Genomic DNA, 24,277 nt, shown 5'->3' with positions numbered 1-24,277 from the left:
CGAGTTTACTGACCAGATGGGATAGTGGTCGAATACATGCAGAAAGGGAACTCCCCGCCGCCATTCGGCTAATATCCCGCTAACTCAGGAGCGGGATTACTGATTCGAAGGGATAGTGGTCGAACACATGCAGGAAGGGAACTCCCAGTCACCATTTGGCTAATATCCCACACGCTCAGGAGCGCGATTACTGATTCGAAGGGATAGTGGTCGAATACATGCAGGAAGGGAACTCCCCGCTGCCATTTGCCTAATATCCCGCTAACTTAGGAGCAGACTTACTGATTAGATGGGATAGTGGTCGAATACTTGCAGGAAGAGAACTCCCCGCCGCCATTTACTTGAGGTATGGGGAGAACATGCAGCTAGCATTACATAGCTCGCTCATGCAGAATCCTAGCAACAGTAAAACACCTGCTGAAGCCAAGGCTCCAGCAGGTGTTTGATACCAGACTATGAATTATGCATGAGTGCGTTCGTTAGCGATCATTTGTCGGAGCACTGTTTGCAGGATACCACCATTATGGTAGTAATCAACGTCAACGGAGCTGTCGAGACGAGCTATTGCGTTGAATTCGAAGGATGTACCGTCTTCACGTGTCGCTGTTACGCGCATGGATTGGCCTGGTTGCACGTCGTTTGAAAGACCTGTGATATCGATCTTCTCGCGACCCGTTAGTCCAAGCTGCTTCCAGCCTTGACCTGCTTCGAATTGAAGCGGCAGTACGCCCATGCCAACGAGGTTCGAGCGGTGAATACGCTCAAAGCTCTCAGCGATGACAGCCTTCACGCCAAGCAGGTAAGTACCCTTAGCTGCCCAGTCACGGGAGCTGCCTGTGCCGTACTCTTTACCAGCAATGACGACAAGGTTGTTGCCGCTAGCTTGATACTTCATGGATGCATCGTAGATGGACATCACTTCTTCAGTAGGAAGGTATGTCGTTACGCCGCCTTCTGTACCAGGAGCTACTTGGTTGCGAATACGGATGTTAGCGAATGTACCGCGCATCATCACTTCATGGTTGCCGCGACGGGAACCGTAGGAGTTGAAGTCCTGCTTCTTCACGCCATTGTCGATCAAGTAGGAGCCTGCAGGGCTGTCTACCTTGATGTTGCCAGCTGGCGAGATATGGTCAGTGGTAACGGAATCGCCGAGCAGCGCCAATATGTTAGCGTCTTTGATATCTTGAATGTCAACCAAGCCCTCGCCAAGGTTCGCGAAGAACGGAGGGTTCTGAATGTAGGTGGACTTCTCATCCCACTCATACAGCTCTCCAGTCGGAACTGGAATGGAGTTCCAACGCTCGTTCTGTGTGAACACGTTCTCGTACTTCTCACGGAACATAGCAGGTGTGATAGCGTCAGCTACCGCTTGCTTGATCTCTGCGGAAGTAGGCCAGATATCCTTCAGATATACAGCCTGGTTGTTCTGATCGTAGCCGATTGGATCGTTGGCAAGATCGATATTTACTGTGCCAGCGAGCGCATATGCAACTACGAGTGGAGGAGAAGCCAGATAGTTCGCCTTCACTTGAGCATGCACGCGGCCTTCGAAGTTGCGGTTACCGGACAATACAGCCGCAACCGTCATATCGTTGTCTGCAATTGCCTTGCCAACTTCGTCTGGCAACGGACCGGAGTTGCCGATGCAAGTTGCGCAGCCATAGCCTGCAACGTGGAAGCCGAGTGCTTCGAGCGAGTCAAGCAGTCCTGCCTTCTGCAAGTACTCCGTAACAACGAGGGAACCTGGCGTCAAGCTGCTCTTCACGTAAGCTGGCTTAGTCAAGCCGCGCTCAACCGCTTTCTTCGCCACAAGGCCCGCACCGATCATAACGCTAGGGTTAGACGTATTCGTACAGCTAGTGATAGCTGCGATAACGACTGCGCCAGTGCCAAACTTGCTTTCTGCACCGTTTGGATGCTGAACCGTTACCATCTCATCAATCTTCTCATCGGATAATCCGTATCCGCCCTTTTCGATCGGCGTACGGATGATCTCGTTGAAAGATTTCTTCATGTCAGTCAGTTCTACGCGGTCTTGCGGACGCTTAGGTCCAGCCAAACTTGGTACGACGGAACCGAGATCAAGCTCGATTGTATCCGAAAATACAGGATCCGGCGTATTCGCCTCGCGGAACATGCCTTGAGCTTTATAGTAAGCTTCAACGAGTTCGATCTGTGCTTCGGAGCGACCAGTGCCGCGCATGTAGTTCAATGTTTCGCTGTCAACCGGGAAGAAACCGATCGTTGCGCCGTATTCTGGTGCCATGTTCGCTACAGTCGCACGGTCTGCAAGACCGATGCTTGCGAGTCCTGGGCCGTAGAACTCAACGAACTTGCCTACCACGCCCTTCTTGCGAAGTATCTGCGTAACCGTCAACGCCAAGTCAGTTGCTGTTGCGCCTTCTGCAAGGCTGCCGGTCAGCCTGAAGCCGATAACTTCCGGTGTAACAAAGTAGAGCGGTTGACCAAGCATTCCTGCTTCTGCCTCAATACCGCCTACGCCCCAACCTACAACGCCAAGACCGTTGATCATCGTCGTATGGGAGTCTGTTCCGACCAGAGAGTCTGGGAATACTTCTATAGCGCCGTCAACACTCTTTGTAGCCGCAACGGATGCGAGGTACTCCAGGTTAACCTGGTGAACGATACCCGTCGCAGGAGGAACCGCGCGGAAGTTATCAAATGCCGTTTGTGCCCAACGGAGGAAACGGTAGCGCTCCTCGTTGCGTTCAAATTCGACGTTCATGTTGTATTCAAGCGCATCCTTCGATCCGAAAGCATCAACCATAACGGAGTGGTCAATGACAAGATCAACAGGTACGAGCGGGTTGATCTGCTTAGGATCTCCGCCTGCCTTCTTCACAGTGTCGCGCATAGCAGCCAAGTCTACGACAACTGGCACACCAGTGAAGTCTTGAAGAACGATACGTGCGGGAATAAACGGGATTTCCTTGTTCTCATCACGTCCGTCAGCCCAGTTCGCAAGCTGTGCGACATGCTCTTTCGTGATGGCATGGCCGTCGAATTGACGGATTGCTGCTTCCAGAAGCACTTTGATAGAGAACGGCAGGCGGGATATGCCGCCAAAACCTTGCGTTTCCAGCGATTCCAGGCTGTAGTAGCGGTACGATTGGCCTCCAACGCTCAGGTCGCGGGCGGAGGAGTATGCATCAGTTCTTGCCATAGTAGAACCTCCCTCAGTGTTGTGTGCGATCATCATTCGCATTTCATTTCATATGGTCTGTTGTGAAAGATGGAAATCAAACTGATTAATCCGACTCTGTTTCACTAGATGGAACTTGATTTCAAAAAAAGTGATTTACACTTTCAGTATAGCGTTTTCTCCAAGAATGGTAAAGTGTTTTTCCTGTGAAATAATGCCTAATTCAACCCTCTCGACATGCCCGCCTTCCCGCTTGCATACAATGGTTGTAATAGATGTATGTAAAAGAAGGACAAGACTGCTAGAGTAGCGATAACGTCAAATCGATGATGATTCGGAGGGGTCACGGGATGCGTCAGGCATGGAAGAATACACTTTACATGTATGTGGACCAGCATAACCGCAATGAAGTGGATGACCGGCGTCAGCCGCTGCAGGTGCCAATAACGGACATGAGCTATACGATGCGAATGAGCGAGCGGTCCCAGCGCATAAAGGAATGGTACAGTGCTCGCGATACATACCCTGTGCGCAGCGAGACAAAGGCAAAGCTCATACGTACACATGAAAGTGAAGGCGAAGCCGTAGTTGATCTGGAATTCCATGTGCAGTTGATGCTGGAACAGCAGGGACTTCAGATGATGGAGGAACGAATTGAGCGTGAGCGGATTACATTAGGTAAAGAAGGCGACGGCTGGGTGATTACCCAGATCGAGCAGCCACAGGCGGAACGTCATGCACGCGGCATCTATCGTGAAGAGAAGGAAGAGAAGGAAGAGAAGGCGCACATCTCACGTTCTATGCCTTATTTAAATACAGATATATTAGGAGGGCAGAAGCCTGCTTCAAGGATTCCATACCGGAGGAATAAGGCAGTGGAGTATGCGGAGCAGTGGTGGAATGAATCGAATCCTAGATTTCTGTCGTTTGAAGTCGATTGCACCAATTACGTTTCGCAATGTCTCTTTGCAGGCGGTGCACCTATGAACTATACTGGTAAAAGAGAAATGGGCTGGTGGTTCAAAGGCATGGTGAACGACCGTGAAGCGTGGAGCTTCAGCTGGGCTGTGTCGAACGGCATGAAGCGCTATTTGGACAATAGCACTTCAGGTCTGCGTGCGGAACTTGTTGATGAACCGACGGAACTGCAGCTTGGCGATGTCATTCTGTACGATTGGGATGGAAATGGAAATTACCAGCATAGTACGATCGTAACTGCATTTGATATGAACGGAATGCCGCTCGTCAATGCGCATACGAACAACAGCCGCCATCGATATTGGGATTACCAGGATTCATATGCTTGGACAGAAGCGACAACGTATCGTTTCTTTCATATTATAGACGCTTTCTAGCATGCACGGTCGAGTGATGCCGTTATTGCGTACTGCATAGACGATTTGCTGCTGGATCGCTAGAGTGCTGAGCCGCCAGGCTGTAACGTCTTGGCGTGCTTGTACTTATGTGATGATGTGCTGCAGAATGCGTCGAAACAGGAAATGTAGCGCAAGAAGCGCTGACGGAGGGAATTATGGGACAACTGGGAAAAATGCGCGTCGGCATTGTGTACGGCGGTAAATCTGGAGAGCATGAGGTATCGTTATCGACGGCATACGCGGTAATGAATGCATTTGATTATGACAAATACGAACTTATTCCGTTCTATATTACGAAGACAGGTGAATGGAGAGTAGGTTCGACGATGCAAGCTCCATTCCAAGAAGCTTCTGAGCTGACGCTCAGCTCAGCGCGCGGCGGCACAGTTGCTGCGATGGGAATTCTGTTCGCGGGCCTGGATAGCAGCGCAAATGCGGCCTCTGATGAAGCAATAGATGTGATGTTCCCGCTCGTGCATGGCACAAATGGCGAGGACGGCACGATTCAAGGTTTGTTCGAAATGGCCAACATTCCATACGTAGGCGCGGGAGTACTCGCCTCCGCGGTTGGCATGGATAAAGCCTTCATGAAGCAGGCATTCGCGGCAATCGGACTGCCGCAGTGCGATTATGTTGACTTTATCGCTGCGGAATGGAAGCATGAGCGTGAGCAGGTGCTGATCGACATTGAGGAGCTGCTCGGGTATCCATGCTTTGTAAAGCCGGCTAACTTGGGCTCGTCAGTGGGCATATCGAAAGCGCGCAACCGCGAGGAACTGATTGCCTCGGTTGATCTGGCGTTAAACTACGATCGCAAAGTGATCGTGGAAGAGTTTGTTGATGCCCGTGAGATTGAAGTCAGCGTATTGGGCAACGATTATCCGCAGGCTTCTGTGCCGGGTGAGATTATATCAGAGCATGAATTCTATGATTATAAAGCGAAGTATACTGACGGTAAGTCGAAAATGGCGATTCCGGCTCCAATCGACAGCGAGCTGACGGAGATGCTGCGAGCGATGGCTGTTGAGGCATACCGCGCGATTGACGGCTCCGGACTGTCGCGCGTTGACTTCTTTGTACGTCGTTCCGACATGCAGGTATTCATTAATGAAGTCAATACGATGCCTGGCTTTACACCGTACAGCATGTACCCGCTGATGTGGAAGGAAACGGGGCTGCCATACCGCGAGCTGCTTGACCGTCTTATACAGCTGGCGCTTGACCGCTATGAAGTAAAGCAGCAGCTTCAATACGAAAGCAAATAAGAGAAGCATACGCCGCTTCTCCATACAGCCCCCTGTGCACGCTATGCCGCACAGGGGGTTGTTTCATGTTGCGTGGAAAACTTTTTTCTAAATTGGCGAACAAGCGTGAGGCTTGGACGTCATACTGAATAGAAGCAATAAGGGGGAGGCGGCTGGTGAGAGAAAATAGTGCAAGCCTGCAGCGTGAGAATAACCCTTCAATAGAGGCGTTAATGCGACGATACCAGCAGCCGTTATACCGATTCTGCATGCACCTGTGCCGCTCCCAGGCGGAAGCGGATGACCTGTTTCAAGATGTGTGGCTGCGAGTCATGAAGCACGCAGGCGAGATGGATGGTATGCGCTCTGAGGAGAGCTGGCTGTTTACGATCGCGATTAACCTGTACCGTGACCGATATCGCAAAGCGAAGCGCTGGCTTCTGCGAATCAAGCCATACTGGGATGAGGACAGTCAGAAGAAGGAGATAGAACGCGCTGTGGACGACAGCATGCAGCCAGAGCGGCATATGCTGAAGCTGCAGGAGAAGGAACTCGTGCGGAAGGCATTGGGCCAGTTAAAGGACGAGCATCGTATTGCCATTGTGCTGTTCTACATGCAAGAATGCAGCTACCGTGAGATGGCGGATATTCTGGGGATCGCGGAAGGGACCGTCAAGTCAAGATTGCACGCGGCTAAACTAGCGTTGAAGAAGCAGATGGAGGTGCTGGATGATGGAAGATAACAGATTGGAAGAGCTGCTTCAAGAAATGAAGGAAGAACGGATTGAGCTGCCTCAAGCCGTAGTGGAGCGAACGAAGCACAAGATGAAGAGGAACGACCTTATAGCTACGCTCGTCGTAACTGTACTCTGGGGAGCGCTCTTTCTATTGTTCATAGGAGCACTGCTGGCCGTATTCTTTCCGAGTCTTCGGAGCGAATGGATCTGGACCATGGCTCTGTGGGCACTGCTTGGCATGGTCGGAGTTCAGCTGTTTATCATCTGGGAGCTTCGCAATCGAGAGGAGCTTCAATCCTTAGCGTATATTCGAACATTGATTAGAGGAGGACGTATCTATGAATAGCAAGACATTATTTATGATCGTGACAACATTCGTATCTATGATGCTGGCGGGTATCGGATTTATAGGTACACTTGGATTATTAAATGAAGGGAACCCGCTGCTCCTGTATATTTTCTTTGGATTCATGATATTCATCGTACTTGTAGGGTGCTTTGTCGGTCGATATGTGTATCTCGACGCTCGTTCACGCGGAATGAACGTATGGCTGTGGACCTTGATCGCGATGTATATCCCTATCGGCTTGCTGCTGTACGTTATCGTTCGCAATCCGGTGGGAGCGTATGCGGCAGGTCAATATGGCCATAACGGGTTGGATGCGGGGATGCAGCCACAGACCATGCATGCTTGTCAGACCTGTTCTCACTTGATGCTGGATTCCTTCGAATATTGCCCTAACTGCGGCGATAAACAGCATAACCAATGCCCGTCTTGTCATGCAGCCGTTCTGGCGGGGTGGATGTACTGCCCAAGCTGCGGCAAGCGGATGCCTGTCAGCGCGTCGCGCAACAGATAGAATAAAGGAATTGCCTCTGTCTCTCATTTCATGGTTCAATAAAGACAGCAGGACAGAGAGGAGCTGATCGAATGGGATTTCAGACAGAGTTCAATTCGGTATGCAAGTTTAAGTCAGAGCAAGAGCTGTATGAGTTGCTGGAATACGGCCGCGGCAAAATGAAAAAGTCAGGGTTTCGTGTATTTCCGACAGGTCAGAAGGTCATTGCTTATTCCCTTGATAATGTGGCGGTTGCCATCGTCAAGATCGTGGCTTCTATCGCAGAAATCAACTTTCAGGGTGAAGAAGTCACAGAGGTTGAGATGGTGCTGATCCGGAAGCTGACCGATGAGGAGTCGCGTGTGCAGACCGCGCTTGCGTATGAGATGTTCTTTGGAGATCAGAAATAGCATTAGCCATAATAGAACCGGACTGAACAGGCTTGCGGGCCCGTCAGTCCGGTTTGCATATCTATAGGTGCAAGTCGCGTTTCTGATAGAACACGAAGGTCATAGCGGTAAACAGAGCGGTTAATGCGAGTGAAACGATCACATATACGCCATCAAGTCCGCCTCCGCCGAGTATCGTTGCCGTGTCAAAATATTTAAACGGTGTCAGGAAGGCCAACCCGTTTAACTTATCTGTAAGATCAATCATGATGGACAGCAAATAAGTAAGAAGCAGGACGGCTACAGTGATGCCAGAAGCTCGCTTGGCCTGGGCAAACACGGCGCTTAGAACGAAGCCCAGCGAGAAGAATAGGAGCTGCAGCAGCAGCATTCCTGCCATCAGTATCGTTAGTTCAGCTGTGAGCTGTTCTTCGCCGCCAATCTGATTCATGATGATAACAGACATGCCCCAAGTAACGAGAGTAAGAAGCACGATATTGCATAGAGCGCTCGTAAGCTTTGACCCGACTACAGCGCCGCGTGATATCGGCTTCGAAAGCAGGAATTCCGCTGTCTTATCCCGTTCTTCCTTCGCGAGGATGTTAGCGCCCAGCATAGCGGCATGTATCGTTGTGATAAGGAGCAGATAGCTAAATATGGCGCCGTAGAATCCGCTCGCCTTCGAAAAATCAAAGGACGATCCGCCCATCAGCGCTTGAAGGGCATCCGGCATCTTCGCAACAATGGCGTTCAAGGATTGCTCACTGGCAGATAAAGCTTTAAATTCGCTCATGCTGATAAGAATGAGGGACAGTATCGCTACGCTCCAGATGATAATCGATTTGAGATTGGACTTCATTTCTCTCCAGTATACATTCATATTCTCGCCCCCTTACACCGTGTAAACATCTTGCTTGATGTATATGATATAGCTGGCTGCAATGGCAGCCGCAAATACAGCGATGGAATATAGTGCGAGCGGGAGATCGTAACCAGCATTCGCAATAATATAATTCGGATCGAAGAATTTGAACGGCGTTAAGTAGCTGATCACTTCTTTGTTCAGGATCGAGTCGAGCATGGCGATGATAAAGAAGCTGAACACGACGCTGAGCGAAACGGATATAACCGATTTTATTTTGCGAAATATGACGGCAATGAGTACCCCCAGCGCTGCAAACACAAGCTGCAAGAAGAACAGAGATACCGACATTAGCACGAATATCTTCATGTCGAAGGGTTCGGATGTCACAAGATTGGCCGAAAGAACAGCCACAATCAAATATACGATGTTGGTAAACACGATCGCCGCGAGAATGGCAAACAGCTTCCCGGTTAAGATGTGATGGCGTTTGGCAGGCTTTGATAATAAGAAATCCGCGGTTTTGTTACGAATCTCCTTCGATATGATCGAGATGCCCATATTCGTTGCCTGGATAGCCGCACAGAGCGCAATATATAAGAATACGAAGGCGTAGAAGCCTGGAATGCTGAAGAAGGTGTCCATATCCAATGAAAACATCTTGAGCACAGCGTCCGGGTATTCCTTCAGCAGATCCTTCAGCACCTCTGCATTGCTGGCGTAAGCAGGGAAGACCGCCATGAACAGGACGCAGATCGCCACAAGTGAAAAGGTCCAGATCAGAATAGAGTTTCGATAGGACTTGAGTTCGAACCAGAATACATTCATCCGCCTACTCCTCCTTCTGATAATAGTGCATGAAGATTTCCTCTAAATCAGGCTCCTCGATGCTTACATTACGGAGGTCAAGCTCAGCTAACGCCTTCATGACCGCATTCATGCTACCGCTGAACAGGAAGCTTGCAGACTTGTCATGGACGTCGAGCTTCGTAACTCCTTTTATATCAAAATGCTGACGATGAATCGGCTGCTTGGCTTCGACAGCAATCTTCTTATACGTATTTTCACGCAGCGTGCTGATCTTCTCAATCTTGATGATCCGGCCCTCTTTAATAATGGCAACGCGGTCGCAAGTATGCTGCACTTCGCTCAAGATGTGTGAGGAGAATAGGATGGTTGCTCCTTTTTTATTTTCTTCCTTAATAAGCTCGAAGAAGGTTTGCTGCATCAGCGGGTCCAGGCCGCTGGTTGGTTCGTCCAGAACAATCAGCTTCGGTGAATGGAGAAGCCCTTGAACAATCCCGACCTTCTTCTTATTGCCGAAGGACAAGTCTTCAATCTTCTTGTTGAGGTCCAGATTAAGCATCGATGCGAGTTCATGAATGCGCTGAGTGCAATCCTTCTTGTAGAAGGAAGCGGAGTACTTGAGCAGATCAATAACCTTCATGTTCTCATAATAGAATACTTCTGACGGCAAATACCCGATGAGCTGCTTGATGTCGGATGAATGCTTTACGATATCCTTGCCGAATATCGTGGCGCTGCCGCTTGTTGGGTAGATGAGGGAGAGCAGGGTACGAATCGTCGTCGATTTACCGGCCCCGTTAGGACCGATGAAGCCGAAGATTTCTCCTTCTTCAACATTGAAGCTGACATCTACAATACCTCTTGCATTACCGTAGCTTTTCGTTAAGTTCTTAATCTCGATTACGTTCATAGGGCAACCTCCAAGTGTTATTTGTAGAAGCTGTTCTTAAGAATTTCAAAATAGTCGTCTAACTCGTGATACGCTGTGGCATAATCCAATTCTTGGCCTGTTAATTTTGCTGTCTTGAGCACCTGTTGCCCGTAGCCTTCCAAGCTCCAAAGAATGATATTGATCGTCTTAGGTATATCTAGATTGTCTTTGAATTTGGAATTGTCAATGTTGGCGAAGAGACGGTTAATGCTTGATGCAATCAGGTCTGTATTGCGTTGATCAATATCGTCTGTAATATCGGGTGACTGATCGGAGTAAGCTGTTTCGATAAATTTGAAAAACTCCGGGTGACGCAGCGCAATTTCCAGCTTAATGGTGGTAATCTGACGGAGCTTGGCGAATAGGTCGGTCTCCTCAAAGTCAATTTGTTCGTATAGTTCATTCATGGAAATATCTAAGCAGTAATCATAGACGTAAAGGAACAACTGCTTCTTGTTGTCGAAATAGTGAAACAGTAGCCCCTTGGATATTCCGGCGGCTTTCACGATTTCATTGGTTGAGGCGTTGGCGTAGCCATTACGCGCAAATTCATCCATTGCCGCATTGAGGATTCGCGCTTGCTTCTCCGCGTCGATACTATGAAATTTCTCGAACATATTCAGCACCTCCATTTCGCAGAGATAAGGTATTGACCGATCTGGTCAAGATGATTGTAATCCTGTTGACCACAGAAGTCAATAGCGTCTTTGCAGGGGGTTATCCACTAGCAGGAGAAGCGTCCTGCGGTGTAGAAAAGATGTAGTAAGTAATGTACGCTGACATTCATATACTCTATAAACGATTGTACTACCGCTAAGGAGGAGAGTCGGATGCAAGAGATTCGAGTAGGGATGGTTGGATACAAATTCATGGGGAAAGCGCACAGTCATGCGTATCACGATGTGCCAATGTTCTTCCCGAATGTACCGAAGCCAGTGATGAGGGCAATCTGTGGACGTGACGCCGACGCGGTGCGAAAGGCGGCAGGGCAGTTCGGCTGGGAAAGCTATGAGACCGACTGGCGCGATATGGTGAACCGGGACGATATCGACTTGATCGATATCAATGCGCCGAGCAATGTACATAAGGAGATCGCGCTCGCAGCAGCAGCCTGCGGTAAGCATATCTTCTGTGAGAAGCCGCTCGCGCTGACGCTGGCGGATTCCCGCGAGATGCTGGAAGCGGTGGAAGCCGCGGGTGTGAAGCATATGGTCGGCTTCAATTACCGCTTCGCTCCCGCCGTGCAGCTCGCGAAGAAGCTGGTTCAGGACGGGCGGCTCGGTCGGATCTATCATATGAGGGCGCAATTCTTGCAGGATTGGATTGTGGATCCGATGTTTCCGCTCGTCTGGCGGCTGCAGAAGGAAGTGGCGGGTTCAGGATCGCACGGCGACCTGGGCGCTCATCTGATCGATCTCGCTCATTATCTGATCGGTGATCTGGATGAGGTGATCGGAATGAGCGAGACGTTCGTGAAGGAGCGGCCGCTGCCTGTGGCGATGAGCGGCTTGAGCGCGATCAGAGGTAGTGGGCGCGCGCGTGCGGGTGCGGCAGAGAGCGGAGCGGGAGTTGAGGCGGACGGCGCTGATGAGCATGGAGCGGGTGGAACGGAGCGCGAGGCGAGCGGAAAAGGTAACGCGATGGGTGGAGCGGACGAAGAGCGAGCGGCTGTGAGCGTGGATGATGCCACGCTGTTTATGGCGCGCTTCGCGAATGGAGCGCTCGGTAGCTTTGAAGCGACGCGCTTTGCGCCGGGGCATCGCTGCACGAACGCGTTTGAGATCAACGGCAGCAAGGGCAGCGTAAGGTTCGACTTCGAGCGGATGAACGAGCTGGAAGTGTATTTTACTAGCGATGAGGCTGATGTGCAGGGCTTCCGCCGTGTGATAGCGACGGATCCGGCTCATGCTTACATGGAAGCGTGGTGGCCTGCGGGACACACGATCGGCTATGAGCACACGTTCATCCATGAGACGGTGGAGCTGCTGCAAGCGATCGCGGAGGATAGACAGCCCGTGCCGAACTTCCGTGACGGCGTGAAGTGCCAGCAGGTGCTGGAGGCGGTGGAGCGCTCGATCAGCGAGCGGTGCTGGGTCAGGATCGAGGAGATGTAATGCTCGTTAGGGCTGTACGTGGCGCGAGGATTGCGTAATGTGGACGTGGATGCAGCGCGAGGATACGGTGCTGCGGTGGAGGTTGGGCGGCAGCGGTCCTGACTGAATGGAATAATGGAATTGGAATTAACGGTATAATGTACAGTTAATTTGCACCGAATATGGAGCTTGGGGGGATAGCTGCATTTCGTACAGTTAATTTAGCGGTTGAAGGTGTTCTCTATCCGATACGCCCTAAATAACTGTACATATTGCAGTTAACCTACCCCTAAAGGCGAGGAAATGGGCAAATTAACTGCATGAAATGCAGTTAACAACCCGATAGCAGCAAAAAAAGAAGTCCGAGGGATCATGCATCCTCGGACTTCTGCTATGTTGAGGCGTACGCAGCGAAGCTTAGCTATGCTGCTCATTCAAGCGATCGATCCAAGCGTTGATCGCCTGCTCGGAGTCGACCTGCGCCAGCATCTTGGCGAGCTTGCCAATCGGCATATCCATGGCGAAGGTGAGCATGAACTCGTCTTGGTAGAGCGCGCCGGATTGCGGCGGCTCAGCGCCGAGTGTTTCAAATAGCATCACCAGCGCCTGTTCAGGACGGTAGCGAGTCAGAACATGCTTCAAGAGCGACATGCTGTGGAACGGCTGCGCGTATGGTTCAGCGGTGGTTACCTCCACGGTCTGGCGCAGCGGCAGGTCAGCGCTTGATGTGCCCGCCGCGATCTCGAACGAGCCTGACTCCACGCGCCAATTATGAAGCGTCGTGTCATAGAAGGCGAAGGAGCGAGGGTGGAGCGTGAGCGTCACCGTTTGCGTTTCACCTGGAGCGAGCCATACTTTGCCGAAGGCTTTGAGCTCGCGCTCTGGGCGCAGCACGCTGCATGCCATGTCGCGAACATACACCTGCACAACTTCGGCTCCAGCCATAGAGCCGGTATTCGTAACCTGAAGGGATACGTTCAATGCTTCCTGATCCGATATGCCGCTGGAGCTTAGCTGCAGATCAGATAATGCGAAGGTTGTATACGACAGCCCATATCCGAACGGGAACAGGGGCTTGATGCCCTTCTTATCGTAGTAGCGATAGCCGATGAAGATGCCTTCGCCGTAATGGACGTGATCGTGCTCGCCCGGGAAGTTCAAGTAGGCAGGAGTATCCTGCAGTCGAACCGGGAACGTCTCCGACAGCTTGCCGGACGGATTCACCGCGCCGAGCAGCACGTCGGCGACAGCGCCGCCGGATGCTTGCCCGGTGAGCCAGCTCTCTACGATCGCCTGAGGCGCATCGACCCAAGGCATCGCGACCGCGGCGCCGTTCACGAGGACGACCGCTGTCGCTGGCTGCGCCGCGCAGACCGCTTCGATGAGGCGATCGTGCGCCGCCGGCATATCCATATGCTTGCGGTCGAAGCCTTCCGACTCGAACGCGGGCGGCAGCCCCGCCATGATGATGGCGGCATCTGCACCGCGCGCCGCTTCGACGGCGGCCGCAATGAGCGCCTCGTCAGGCTCGGCGCTGTCGCCGTAGCCCTCGCAGTAGGTGAAGCGCATGCGCCCGCCAGCGAGCTTCTCGAGCTCGGCGAGCACGCTGTCCACCTGCGTCGGCACGATCTGCGAGCTGCCGGCGCCCTGGAAGCGCGGCTCCCGCGCGAAGCGGCCGATAACCGCAACGTGCTGCTGACGGTCCGGATGAAGCGGCAATAAGCCGGCTTCATTCTTCAGCAGCACGATGCACTCGGCCGCAGCTTCGCGCGCGAGCTGGTGGTGCGCCTCCGCGTCGAAGCTCGCCCCCATGCGGCGGTGCGAATCCACCTCCGTCGCGAGGCGCAGAATGCGCCGCACGACGCGGTCGAGCAGCGCCTCGGGGAACTCGCCGCTCCGCACGAGCGCAGCCAGCTTCCGCGCGCCGGCGTCGTCGCGCCCCGGCATCTGCAGGTCCATGCCCGCGCGAATCGAAGCGGGCTTGTCATTGACCGCGCCCCAATCGGACACGACGACGCCTTCGAAGCCCCAGCGCTCGCGCAACACATGCTCCAACAGGTATTCATGTTCCGTCGCGTACACCCCGTTGATCTTGTTGTAAGCGGCCATGATCGTCGCAGGCTGCGCTTCCTTCACAACCTGCTCAAACGCGCTCAAATAAATCTCATGCATCGCGCGCTCATCCACTTCCGCGCTGATCGTCATCCGCTCATGTTCCTGATTGTTCAACGCATAATGCTTTAATGAAGTACCCACGCCCTCACCCTGTACGCCGCGCACCCATGCGGTTCCGAGCGTGCCAGATAACAGGGGATCTTCTGAGAAATATTCAAAGTTGCGCCCGCACAGCGGCGAACGCTTCATGTTGATGCCTGGGCCGAGCAGCACCTGCACGTCAAGGGCTTGGCTTTCTTGACCCAATGCGTGTCCGATCCGTTCCAATAGTTCCGTATTCCAGGATGAAGCTAATGCAGACGCGGTTGGAAAACAGGTTGCTGGGATCGAATCGAAGCCGATCTCCGTATTGGCCTGCGCTTTACGCACACCATGCGGACCATCCGTCATGTTGATAGACGGTATGCCAAGTCGTTCGATCGGTTCGGTGGACCAGAAGCTGGCGCCTACTGTTAATGCGGCTTTTTCCTCAATCGTTAATTCATTTAACCACTGCTCAATGCGTTGTTCCATCGCGCTTGCACCCCTTTATTAGGATCTACTCTTTCATAGTGACGTAGGATCGAAGAGAAAGTTTCTTATATATAGCTTTGTCACGATATCGGCATATTGCTCGGCATATTGCTGTTGCGATCAAATTATCCAGATTACACCTTATGAACTGAAATATATTAGGAAACGATAGTATTAAGAACGCGTCATTCCCGCGTCATTCCTATGAAGACAGTATGCTGAATAGAAAGAGAGTCGATTGCTATGCTGGTGCGATTCGGTTATGTCGCGATGTCCATGACGGTTGCCAATTCCTCTCCTTCCAGAACGATGACTTACACCAGCTTCAGTAAGCTGGATGATCGCGAAGCTGCCATTCGCAAGCTGGAAAGGGTAGCGGAAGAGAATCTTCATAATACGCTGCGGTTGTTGAAGCATAGTATAGCGCATGATATCCGTCTCTATCGCTGCTCGTCTAAGCTGATCCCGCTGGCGACACATGAGGCGCTTCACGATTGGGATCCGTTTCCTGCGCTGGCGGATGCATTTCTCGCAATAGGAGACTTCGCGAATAAACACGGGATGAGGCTCTCCTTTCATCCCGACCACTTTACAGTTCTGAGCACCCCTCGCAAGGAGGTGCTGGAGAAGTCCATCCGAGATCTGGAGCATCATGTTCGGATGCTGGAGGCGATGGGACTGGACGCGCGCGCGAAGAACAATATTCATGTTGGTGGAGCATATGGTGACAAGGAGGCGGCTGGGGGGCGCTTTATCGAGCATTTTACAAGGCTGCCGGAATCCATCAAGCGTCGGATCACTTTGGAAAATGACGACAAGACGTTTACAGCGATAGAAACGCTGGAGATATGTGAACAGCTTCAAGTGCCGATGGTACTCGACATTCATCACCAATGGGTGAACAATGACGGCGATAAGCCAGAGGAGCTGTGGCCGCGAGTCCTGAAGACTTGGAACACAGCATATGGACAGGCCGACGCGCCTGCCGATGATCCGCTGCCTCCGAAGATTCACGTTTCCAGTCCGAAGAGCGAGAAGGATCCTCGCGGTCATGCTGACTACGTGGATGTCGTGCCGCTGCTGGCCTTTATGCGAAGCATTGCGCCTATAACCGACCGTCTTGATGTTATGATCGAGGCGAAGCAGAAGGATGAGGCGTTGTTCGCCCTAATGAGAATGCTGATGTCCTATGCAGGTGAAGGGGTAGAGGTCATAGATCATGCGACAGTTAGAATAGAAGGTTAACAGGGAGATTAGGATTGCAGTACAATTAGCCGCCATTTGTGACTAGGTACTAAATTATGCTTGAAAATGTTCGTAAAATACGATACGTTGACTATGAAGTATCCGTTGTTATAAAGAGGAGGAACAATATGTCCCAGGTGTTGGCAGGTAAGAATATTGTAGTTATGGGCGTTGCAAATGATCGCAGTATCGCATGGGCGATTGCACAGTCACTGGCTGCTCAAGGCGCAAGATTGGCATTTACATATGAGAGTGAGCGAGTGGAAGGCCGTGTTCGCAAATTGGCGGAAACCATTCCGAATTCCGTGATTCTTCCTTGCAATGTAACGGTTGATGAGGAGATCGACACACTCGCTGCACAATTAAAAGAAGAGTTTGGCGTACTGCATGGGCTAGTACATAGCATTGCATTTGCCAAGACAGAAGAATTAGAAGGTTTGTATGCAGACACTTCGCGTGCTGGCTTCGCATTAGCTCATGATATCAGTGCTTATTCGCTCGTAGCGGTATCGAAACGCTTGTATCCGCTGATGACGGAGGGCGGCAGCATCATGACTATGACCTACTTGGGTGCTGAGCGTGCGATGAAGAACTATAACGTTATGGGTGTGGCGAAGGCTGCTCTTGAAGCTTCTGTACGTTACTTGGCTAATGACCTTGGTCAATTCAACGTGCGTGTGAACGCGATATCGGCGGGACCGATTCGCACACTGGCTGCTAAGGGAATCTCCGACTTCAACTCGATTCTAAGACAGGTGGAAGAGAAGGCTCCGCTTCGCCGTACAACCGATACAGCTGAAGTAGGCGATACAGCGATGTTCCTGATGAGCCCATGGTCACGCGGTATTACAGGTGAAGTCATCTATGTCGACAGCGGCTACCATATTGTAGGCATATAATCGGATCGACGATAATGTCGCTCTCGCAGACGGTTGTCCTCTCAGGTCATTGCCAGAAAGGATGACTGTCTGCGTCAGGGGCGGCTGTCAAGCTCATAGTCCTTGTACAGCTCAAATTCAATATGTGAAAGTAGGAACAAAGTGTGCTAGAAACTATAGTGGTGCTCGTCCTTATCGGCTTGGTGGCAGCTTCGTTTGGCAGCCTTGTCGGCTTGGGCGGGGGTATTATTCTCGTTCCCGGTCTTATCTTTCTTGGTCCTGCCTTTCTTAATCAAGACATAAGCTCTCAAACGGCAGTAGCTACTTCCTTAGCTGTTCTCATCTTCACTTCATTATCCTCAACTCTTGCCTACAAGAAAGTGAAACGCGTGGATTGGCGGAGCGGAGCAATGTATTTTATAACAAGCGGTCCTGCTTCGATGCTCGGGGCTGCCATGACTCAATATTTTCAAAATGATTCCTTCCAGATCGTATTCGGCTTCTTTATGCTGGCGATGGCTATCCTGATGGTCATGAAGGAACGAATGAAGCCATTACATATTAATTGGCGTGTGAACCGATCGTTCGTAGATGGTGCCGGCGTACAGCACGAATATGGGCAAAATATTGCATTGATGCTCGTGATCGGCTTCTTTGTCGGCTTTGTTTCGGGCTTATTTGGCATTGGCGGCGGCTCCTTGTTTGTGCCTCTGATGGTGCTGCTGTTCCGTTATCCCGCGCATATCGCTACAGCCACTTCGATGTTCGTGATCTTCCTTAGCTCCATGCTGGGAACGACGGTTCATGCCTGGAACGGAGCAATCGACTGGAGTCTGGTGCTCGTACTGGCGCCAAGCGCTTGGATCGGGGGCAAGATAGGCGCTGCAATCGCGAATCGCATGTCAGGCAAAGGATTGTTGATGCTGCTGCGGTTAACGCTGTTCGTTTTGGCGATACGCATGATTATAAGCGGCTTCTGGGGCTAAAGATGATATTATAGTGACATCCGCTGAATGTAGTGAAACTTTGTACAATAGTGCACGTATAGTTAAAGAGGGTACTGTCATTTTTATGTAAAGGGTGTGAGATCAGGTGGGAAGTCAAGAGCAAGAACCTTATGTAGTAAGCAGCAAAAGCTTTACAGCAGTGGCGGTAAACGCCGCGGCGAAAGCTGGAGAATGGATCAAATCCCGACTTGGTCAATTCAAGTCCTTGACGATAAAATCTTCAATGCATGATATTGTCACTGAGGTGGATAAAGGTGCAGAGGTCATGATCAAGAAATTGATTATGACGCATTTTCCTGACCATGACATATTAGGTGAAGAGAGCGTAGCTCCTGGAGCTGACGCTGCAAAGAATGCGATCAATCAATTGAAGTCTTCTGAATATTTATGGATCATCGATCCTGTGGATGGAACAACGAACTTCGTTCACGGGTTTCCTTATTTCTCGGTCTCTATTGCGCTTGCGCATAAAGGAGAGGTTGTCGTAGGTGTTGTATACGATCCGATGAGAGACGAACTGTTCGTCGCTGAAAAAGGCAAAGGCGCATATGTTCACGGTCTGCGCATGCAGGTATCTGCTGAAACAGAGCTTTCCGGATGCTTGATGGCGACAGGATTCCCTACAGAGCGCGAGCGGGCGCTTCCGCTTAATCTGAAGGGGATGACCGCAATTGCGCCGCAGGTGCGCAACATACGGAACGGCGGCTCAGCCGCGCTTCATCTCGCTTATGTGGCAGCTGGGCGGTTGGACGGCTTCTGGGAGCTTAATCTGAATGCATGGGATCTGGCTGCGGGCAGTCTGCTTGTAACCGAATCCGGCGGAAAGATTACCGATACGCATGGTCAGCCGTATCAATTGTGCGTGCGTGACATGCTCGCGACCAATGGACACATCCACGATGATGTGATTCATGTGTTAAAAGAGGCGGATGCACAAGGCTAGAATACAATATTAGCCTAGTTCATTTATGAAATTTCCTTGCCATGCGCATGCTACATGGGAGAAGGAGGTATGGCTGTGGACGAGAAGAAGCCAAAGTCCGTATCCGATCTGGAAGAACAGCTTGAATCGCTGCTCACCGCTGGGGACATGCAGGCGGAAGATCCGCAAGAAGGCGCTCGCAAGAAGCTGGCGCCGCGGACAGAGATTCGAATCCAGACGATGATGGATCCTATTGTAGAGGAAACGATTCAGTATCGGCAATTAGCGCAGGAGCTGGATAACCGTTACGATGAATATATGAAGCGAGCGGGCAGATCTTCTAAGGATGCTGGTTCGGATTGAATAGAAGAGGGGCATTCACCGATAATAGTTCGGTGAATGCCCCTCTTTGGTTATTTCGCCATGTCAGGCAGTATGATTATCGCTTGGCTGCCCATTTGCTCCCAACCGCGTTGGAATGCCGACCGCTCAATTCGATCCTTACGGTTAAGCGGATCATTCACGTACACATACTTCTCGTCATAGCCGGTGACGAGCATGGAATGTTCAAAGTACGTCACTTTTACCGGACCGGACGGTGTCTGCCATGTGAGCCATGCTGAGTCTGGCACTTTATCATATAAGGTAGTGTGTATGACCCATGCTGGATGACCTTGACCTACGGTCCAGAGCAGATGTTCGAACGATGTTCCCGTCAGGTCAACAACTCGACCCGGCACATACTGCTCAGCCAAGTCAGCAATCGGTTCATGATACACACCAAGCCCTGGCTTATCAAAGGTGTACATATCGCCAACAAACCCATCATGCGGGTTGCCGAAATAGGTGACCCCTCCAGACTTGCGGTACGGTGTCGGATCCTTGCGAATCTGCTTGGCCAGCTCCATCTTATCAACTTCAACGCCAGCATGCTGCAGGAGCATCGCGAGCGAGGTTACTTCGCAGCCGCGAGGCAGATTGGGCAGCTGGAGAATGAGCGGCGCTCCAGTTATTCGCAGCTCGTTAGGCGGCTGCTTCTTCGGATCCCAGAGTGAAAGTTCACCGCGATATTTGATGGTTCGCCCAGGAGCTTGGGTCGCGTAAGCGTACGCTTCGTTCCAGCTCTGGAACAGAGCCTGCATCGTACCTTGTGAATCTACGGTGTATGAACCGAATGATTCATACGCGATATATGCGGACAGCTCCTCACGCCAGCTGTTCCACTGCTCGGGCGGCGGCGCTGTTTCATTTCTAGTCATAAACACGATGCCGTCTTGTACGAACAGATTGCGATCAAGCGCGTCGCTTGCGGCGCGGAGCGGCACATAAGTGAGACCGTCCTTTATGGTAGGAGCGGTGTTCAGTTCTATTCGTTGAGACGTATTTCCTGAATGTGAACGGACTACAGCAACATTTCCCTGATATTCAAGGGTTGTATCTCCAGAAGACAGGTTGATGTAACCTGACTTATCTTGAGTTGTTAATTGTGCGTTCAGGCGGGCTGCAAGAAATCGAGCCGGCACGAGTGTTTCCCCGTCCTTCACGTAGGGTGCTGCTTCAGGCACTTGCTCGTCGATCGACACTAAATATTGTCCGACCCGCGCGGTATTGCTGTACATCATCAGTACGACATCTTCCGAAGTCATGCTGAATAATGGGTCGGATGATTGGCCGTCCGTTGGTGTGGGCAGCGCGGCCTGGATCGAAAGAGCACATATGACGAGCGTGATTAGAATCAGCAGCCATTGATTGATCTTTCTAACAATGCGTTGCACGGCTGGCTCCTCCTGTAGACATACTATTTATACTATATCGGCTGTCAGGCAATAATAGTTTAGGAGATTAGGCGTGGAGAAGTTTTACAGAGGGAGCTGCTGAGTCTTTACAGGGGAAATGAAGACAGCCTCAGTCCGAAGGGTGAATTCGGTCCAAGGCCGTTTATAGGAGATTGGTTTTATTTGCGGAGCATCTCGAATACTTGCTCCACATCTTTATCGCCGCGACCCGAAATGTTCACGATGAGGATGTCGTCCTTGCTCAGCTCCGGCGCAAGCTTTAAGGCATAAGCAACGGCGTGGGAGCTTTCCAGCGCTGGAATGATGCCTTCTGTTTGGGACAGAACCTGGAACGCGTTCAGCACTTCTTCATCGGATACCGCGATATACTCTCCGCGTCCGGACTCCTTCAGATGGCTGTGCTCAGGGCCTACGCCAGGATAATCAAGTCCAGCGGCGATGGAGTAAGTAGGGGCTGGGTTGCCTTCTTCATCGAGCAGCACCAGACATTTGAAGCCATGCAGCACGGCAGGAATACCAAGCTTCATCGTCGCGGCCTTATCCGGTTCAACGCCAATCAAGCGTACAGACGGCTCCTCCAGATAGTGCGCGAATGAACCGATCGCGTTGCTGCCGCCGCCAACGCAGGCGATAACGGCAGTGGGAAGCTTGCCTTCCAGCTCAAGGATCTGGCGCTTGGATTCCTGGCTGATAATCGCTTGAAAATGATGCACGATCGACGGATACGGATGCGGTCCTACTGCTGAACCGAGCAAGTAGAAAGTATGGTCATAATTTTCAACAAGATCATTAAGCGCTTCATCAACAGCATCCTTCAACCGTCCTTGTCCTTTCGTGACCGAAACGACCTTAGCGCCGAGAAGCTCCATGCGAAATACGTTCAATGCTTGTCTCCGAATATCCTCCGCGCCCATATAAATGATGCATTCCATGCCGAACATCGCGCAGACAGTTGCTGTAGCTACTCCGTGCTGCCCTGCGCCAGTCTCGGCGATGATGCGATGAGCACCCATGCGCTTTGCAAGCAGGATCTGACCTAATACGTTGTTAATCTTGTGGGAACCGGTATGGTTCAGATCCTCGCGCTTCAGGTACACCTTCGCTCCCCCGAGCTTGTCAGTCAGGTGTTTGGCAAAGGTCAATGGGCTAGGTCTGCCAACGTATTCCCGCAAGCAGTAATTGTATTCTTCGATGAAATCGGGGTCATCCTTATACCGGTTGAAAGCATCTGCTAATTGATCCATCACTTGCTGCAATTGAGGCGGAATGAAGCTGCCGCCGAACTGTCCAAACATACCTGCTTGAGTAGGTGTTGTCATAAAAGTTCCTCCTCTGGATTGATCAAATGGTTAGAGATATTTTAATACAGCAAAGGGATAAAGTCTATGGATTTATGGAAATAATGAACAACTACAAATCGAGCTGCCACATCTATTTATTAATTTAACCTAAATGATATAATGAATATGCGTAAGAGGTGTCGTATAATGAGCATATTGAACGTCAACCTCATCACCATGAGAAGCTATGAAGAGATTGCAGGTAGGAGAGCGAGGAGAAATAGATATGACAAGAATAGGTGCAATTGAAGGCGGAGGCACGAAATTCGTCGTAGGCGTTGGAACTCCGGACGGTAAGATTGAAGGTATTGAATCATTCCCGACTACGACTCCAGAAGAGACGATGGGACGTGTCGTTGAATACTTTAAGGATAAAGGCGTTGACGCGATCGGCTTCGGATCATTTGGACCGATTGACTTGAATCTGAACAGTCCTACGTATGGACATATCGCGATGACACCTAAGCCGCATTGGAGCGGATATGATGTGGTGGGCCATTTGAAGCGCCATTTTGATGTGCCGATCGGCTTCGATACCGATGTGAACGGCGCGGCACTTGGTGAAGCGATGTTCGGTGCTGCCAAGGGCTTGAACAGCTGCCTGTACATTACAGTAGGTACTGGTATTGGCGCTGGCGCTGTGGTGGAGGGCAAGCTTGTACACGGCTTGACGCACCCTGAGATGGGTCATATCATGGTGAAGCGTCACGCAGAAGATACGTATGCGGGCAAATGTCCGTACCACCATGACTGCCTTGAAGGCTTGGCGGCAGGACCTGCAATTGAAGCGCGTTGGGGCGTTAAGGCTTATGAGCTTGGTGAAGATCATAAGGCTTGGGATCTCCAAGCGTTCTATCTGGCTCAAGCGATCATGAACTATATATTGACGATCTCGCCTGAGAAGATTATCTTGGGCGGCGGCGTGTCGAAGCAGTTGCACTTGTTCCCGCGCATCCGCGAGGAAGTGAAGCGTCTCTTGAACGGATATGTTCAGCATCCAGCGGTGTTGGACACGAATAGCGAATATATCGTGACTCCAGGTCTCGATGATCGTGCTGGCATCACAGGTGCTATGGCGCTTGGTTTGCAGGCGCTAGGTAAGTATAACAAGTAGTAAGTTGAATATCTCTTGCAATCATAGAAGTGCGGGGTTGGCCTGTTATGGGCCGCCCTGCGCTTTTTTGTTGTGTTTCGACATAAGCGTAAGCGTCGGCAGGTCCCGCCGCGCATCTGTAAGCGGTAAAAACCCCGTTACCGCCCCCGGCGAGCTCATTTCCCACTCTGTAACAGGTAAAAACCGCTTTATCTCCCGCGCGAAGCCGCTGAGCAGGCCCCGCGCACACCTGTAAGGGGTAAAAACCCCGTTACCGCCCCCGACGAGCCCGTTTCCCGCGCTGTAACAGGTAAAAACCGCGTTATCCCCCGTGCGAAGCCGGTGAGCAGGCCCCGCCGCGCATCTGTAAGCGGTAAAAACCCCGTTACCGCCCCCGATGAGCCCGTTTCCCACGCTGTAACAGGTAAAAACCGTGTTATCTCACGCGCGACTCCCTGAGCAGGCCCCGCCGCACACCTGTAAGGGGTAAAATCCCCGTTACCGCCCCCGACGATCCGTTTCCCGCACTGTAACAGGTAAAAACCGCGTTATCTCCCGCGCGAAGCCGCTGAGCAGGCCCCGCGCGCATCTGTAAGGGGGAAAAACCCCATTACCGCCCCCAGCGATCCCGTTTCCCACGCTGTAACAGGTAAAAACCGCGTTATCTCCCGTGCGAAGCCGCTGAGCAGGCCCTACGCATACCTGTAAGCGGTAAAAACCCCGTTACCGCCTCCGTCGAGCCCGTTTTCCACGCTGTAACAGGTAAAAACCGCGTTATCCCTCGTGCGAAGCCGCTGAGCAGGCCACGCGCACATCTGAAAGAGGTAAAAACCCCGTTACCGCACTCGGCGATCACGTTTCCCG

General features: G+C 51.5%; 21 protein-coding genes. 13 read left to right on the top strand and 8 right to left on the bottom strand.

The features are described from left to right. Window positions 1-460: 460 nt before the first annotated feature. The gene (gene acnA / locus AC3WTP_RS07945) at window positions 461-3,187 is read right to left on the bottom strand and encodes an aconitate hydratase AcnA (protein ID WP_492394060.1); all 2,727 of its coding nucleotides are present in this window, start codon (window positions 3,185-3,187) and stop codon (window positions 461-463) included. Window positions 3,188-3,516: 329 nt separating this feature from the next. Between acnA and AC3WTP_RS07940 the strand changes: the two genes are divergently transcribed. From AC3WTP_RS07940 to AC3WTP_RS07915, 6 genes are all read left to right on the top strand, one after another. Beyond that, the gene (locus AC3WTP_RS07940) at window positions 3,517-4,521 is read left to right on the top strand and encodes an amidase domain-containing protein (RefSeq protein ID WP_492394059.1); all 1,005 of its coding nucleotides are present in this window, start codon (window positions 3,517-3,519) and stop codon (window positions 4,519-4,521) included. A gap of 176 nt (window positions 4,522-4,697) precedes the next feature. Beyond that, on the top strand, window positions 4,698-5,807 hold the full coding sequence (locus AC3WTP_RS07935) for a D-alanine--D-alanine ligase (RefSeq protein WP_492394058.1): 1,110 nt from the start codon (window positions 4,698-4,700) through the stop codon (window positions 5,805-5,807). A 155-nt stretch (window positions 5,808-5,962) separates the two neighbouring features. Then, on the top strand, window positions 5,963-6,529 hold the full coding sequence (locus tag AC3WTP_RS07930; protein ID WP_492394057.1) for an RNA polymerase sigma factor: 567 nt from the start codon (window positions 5,963-5,965) through the stop codon (window positions 6,527-6,529). Next, window positions 6,516-6,869, top strand: coding sequence for a hypothetical protein (locus tag AC3WTP_RS07925; protein WP_492394056.1), 354 nt, complete (start codon window positions 6,516-6,518; stop codon window positions 6,867-6,869). The genes AC3WTP_RS07930 and AC3WTP_RS07925 overlap by 14 nt, the downstream gene beginning before the upstream one ends. After that, window positions 6,862-7,383 (top strand): zinc ribbon domain-containing protein, encoded by a 522-nt coding sequence (locus tag AC3WTP_RS07920; protein WP_492394055.1) that lies wholly within the window; start codon window positions 6,862-6,864, stop codon window positions 7,381-7,383. The genes AC3WTP_RS07925 and AC3WTP_RS07920 overlap by 8 nt, the downstream gene beginning before the upstream one ends. 71 nt (window positions 7,384-7,454) lie before the next feature. Further along, complete coding sequence (locus AC3WTP_RS07915; protein ID WP_458570781.1) at window positions 7,455-7,772, top strand: hypothetical protein; 318 nt, start codon at window positions 7,455-7,457, stop codon at window positions 7,770-7,772. A gap of 61 nt (window positions 7,773-7,833) precedes the next feature. On the opposite strand, the gene AC3WTP_RS07910 is transcribed toward AC3WTP_RS07915, so the two are convergent. Genes AC3WTP_RS07910 through AC3WTP_RS07895 form a run of 4 tightly spaced genes read right to left on the bottom strand, consistent with a single transcriptional unit; the run spans window position 7,834 to window position 10,968 of the window. Further along, a complete protein-coding gene (locus tag AC3WTP_RS07910; protein WP_492394054.1) occupies window positions 7,834-8,631 on the bottom strand; it encodes a DUF2705 family protein in 798 nt (265 codons plus the stop codon). A 12-nt stretch (window positions 8,632-8,643) separates the two neighbouring features. Beyond that, entirely contained in the window at window positions 8,644-9,441 is a 798-nt protein-coding gene (locus tag AC3WTP_RS07905; protein ID WP_492394053.1) for an ABC transporter permease subunit, read from the bottom strand. A gap of 4 nt (window positions 9,442-9,445) precedes the next feature. Then, window positions 9,446-10,330 carry an ABC transporter ATP-binding protein gene (locus AC3WTP_RS07900; protein WP_492394052.1) on the bottom strand — a complete coding sequence of 295 codons (885 nt, stop codon included), beginning with the start codon at window positions 10,328-10,330 and terminating at the stop codon, window positions 9,446-9,448. 17 nt (window positions 10,331-10,347) lie between these two features. Next, window positions 10,348-10,968, bottom strand: coding sequence for a TetR/AcrR family transcriptional regulator (locus AC3WTP_RS07895; protein ID WP_492394051.1), 621 nt, complete (start codon window positions 10,966-10,968; stop codon window positions 10,348-10,350). 213 nt (window positions 10,969-11,181) lie between these two features. On the opposite strand from AC3WTP_RS07895, the gene AC3WTP_RS07890 reads away from it, so the two are divergent. Next, complete coding sequence (locus AC3WTP_RS07890) at window positions 11,182-12,465, top strand: Gfo/Idh/MocA family protein (protein WP_492394050.1); 1,284 nt, start codon at window positions 11,182-11,184, stop codon at window positions 12,463-12,465. Window positions 12,466-12,861: 396 nt separating this feature from the next. Here the strand turns inward: AC3WTP_RS07890 and AC3WTP_RS07885 are convergent, their stop codons facing one another. Next, entirely contained in the window at window positions 12,862-15,132 is a 2,271-nt protein-coding gene (locus AC3WTP_RS07885; protein WP_492394049.1) for a glycoside hydrolase family 3 C-terminal domain-containing protein, read from the bottom strand. Between the two features lie 243 nt (window positions 15,133-15,375). On the opposite strand from AC3WTP_RS07885, the gene uvsE reads away from it, so the two are divergent. The 5 genes from uvsE (at window position 15,376) to AC3WTP_RS07860 (ending at window position 19,547) form a co-directional block, all read left to right on the top strand. Further along, on the top strand, window positions 15,376-16,377 hold the full coding sequence (gene uvsE / locus AC3WTP_RS07880) for a UV DNA damage repair endonuclease UvsE (protein ID WP_492394048.1): 1,002 nt from the start codon (window positions 15,376-15,378) through the stop codon (window positions 16,375-16,377). 128 nt (window positions 16,378-16,505) lie between these two features. After that, window positions 16,506-17,276, top strand: a complete 771-nt coding sequence (gene fabI / locus AC3WTP_RS07875; RefSeq protein WP_492394047.1) for an enoyl-ACP reductase FabI — start codon at window positions 16,506-16,508, stop codon at window positions 17,274-17,276. Between the two features lie 143 nt (window positions 17,277-17,419). Next, window positions 17,420-18,241 (top strand): sulfite exporter TauE/SafE family protein, encoded by an 822-nt coding sequence (locus tag AC3WTP_RS07870; protein ID WP_492394046.1) that lies wholly within the window; start codon window positions 17,420-17,422, stop codon window positions 18,239-18,241. 106 nt (window positions 18,242-18,347) lie between these two features. Continuing rightward, window positions 18,348-19,205, top strand: a complete 858-nt coding sequence (locus AC3WTP_RS07865; RefSeq protein ID WP_492394045.1) for an inositol monophosphatase family protein — start codon at window positions 18,348-18,350, stop codon at window positions 19,203-19,205. 69 nt (window positions 19,206-19,274) lie between these two features. Further along, window positions 19,275-19,547 (top strand): hypothetical protein, encoded by a 273-nt coding sequence (locus tag AC3WTP_RS07860; protein WP_492394044.1) that lies wholly within the window; start codon window positions 19,275-19,277, stop codon window positions 19,545-19,547. A 50-nt stretch (window positions 19,548-19,597) separates the two neighbouring features. Here the strand turns inward: AC3WTP_RS07860 and AC3WTP_RS07855 are convergent, their stop codons facing one another. Continuing rightward, window positions 19,598-20,959 (bottom strand): C39 family peptidase, encoded by a 1,362-nt coding sequence (locus AC3WTP_RS07855; protein ID WP_492394043.1) that lies wholly within the window; start codon window positions 20,957-20,959, stop codon window positions 19,598-19,600. A gap of 179 nt (window positions 20,960-21,138) precedes the next feature. After that, window positions 21,139-22,299: a tryptophan synthase subunit beta gene (trpB, locus tag AC3WTP_RS07850; protein WP_492394042.1), complete on the bottom strand. Its 1,161-nt coding sequence runs from the start codon at window positions 22,297-22,299 to the stop codon at window positions 21,139-21,141. Window positions 22,300-22,546: 247 nt separating this feature from the next. Between trpB and AC3WTP_RS07845 the strand changes: the two genes are divergently transcribed. Next, window positions 22,547-23,434, top strand: coding sequence for an ROK family protein (locus tag AC3WTP_RS07845; RefSeq protein ID WP_492394041.1), 888 nt, complete (start codon window positions 22,547-22,549; stop codon window positions 23,432-23,434). Window positions 23,435-24,277: the final 843 nt, after the last annotated feature.

It is taken from the genome of Paenibacillus sp. EB106-04-04-XG159 (assembly GCF_058791835.1).
Note: the sequence above shows the minus strand (reverse complement) of the source record. Positions and strands in the feature narration are given on the sequence as shown.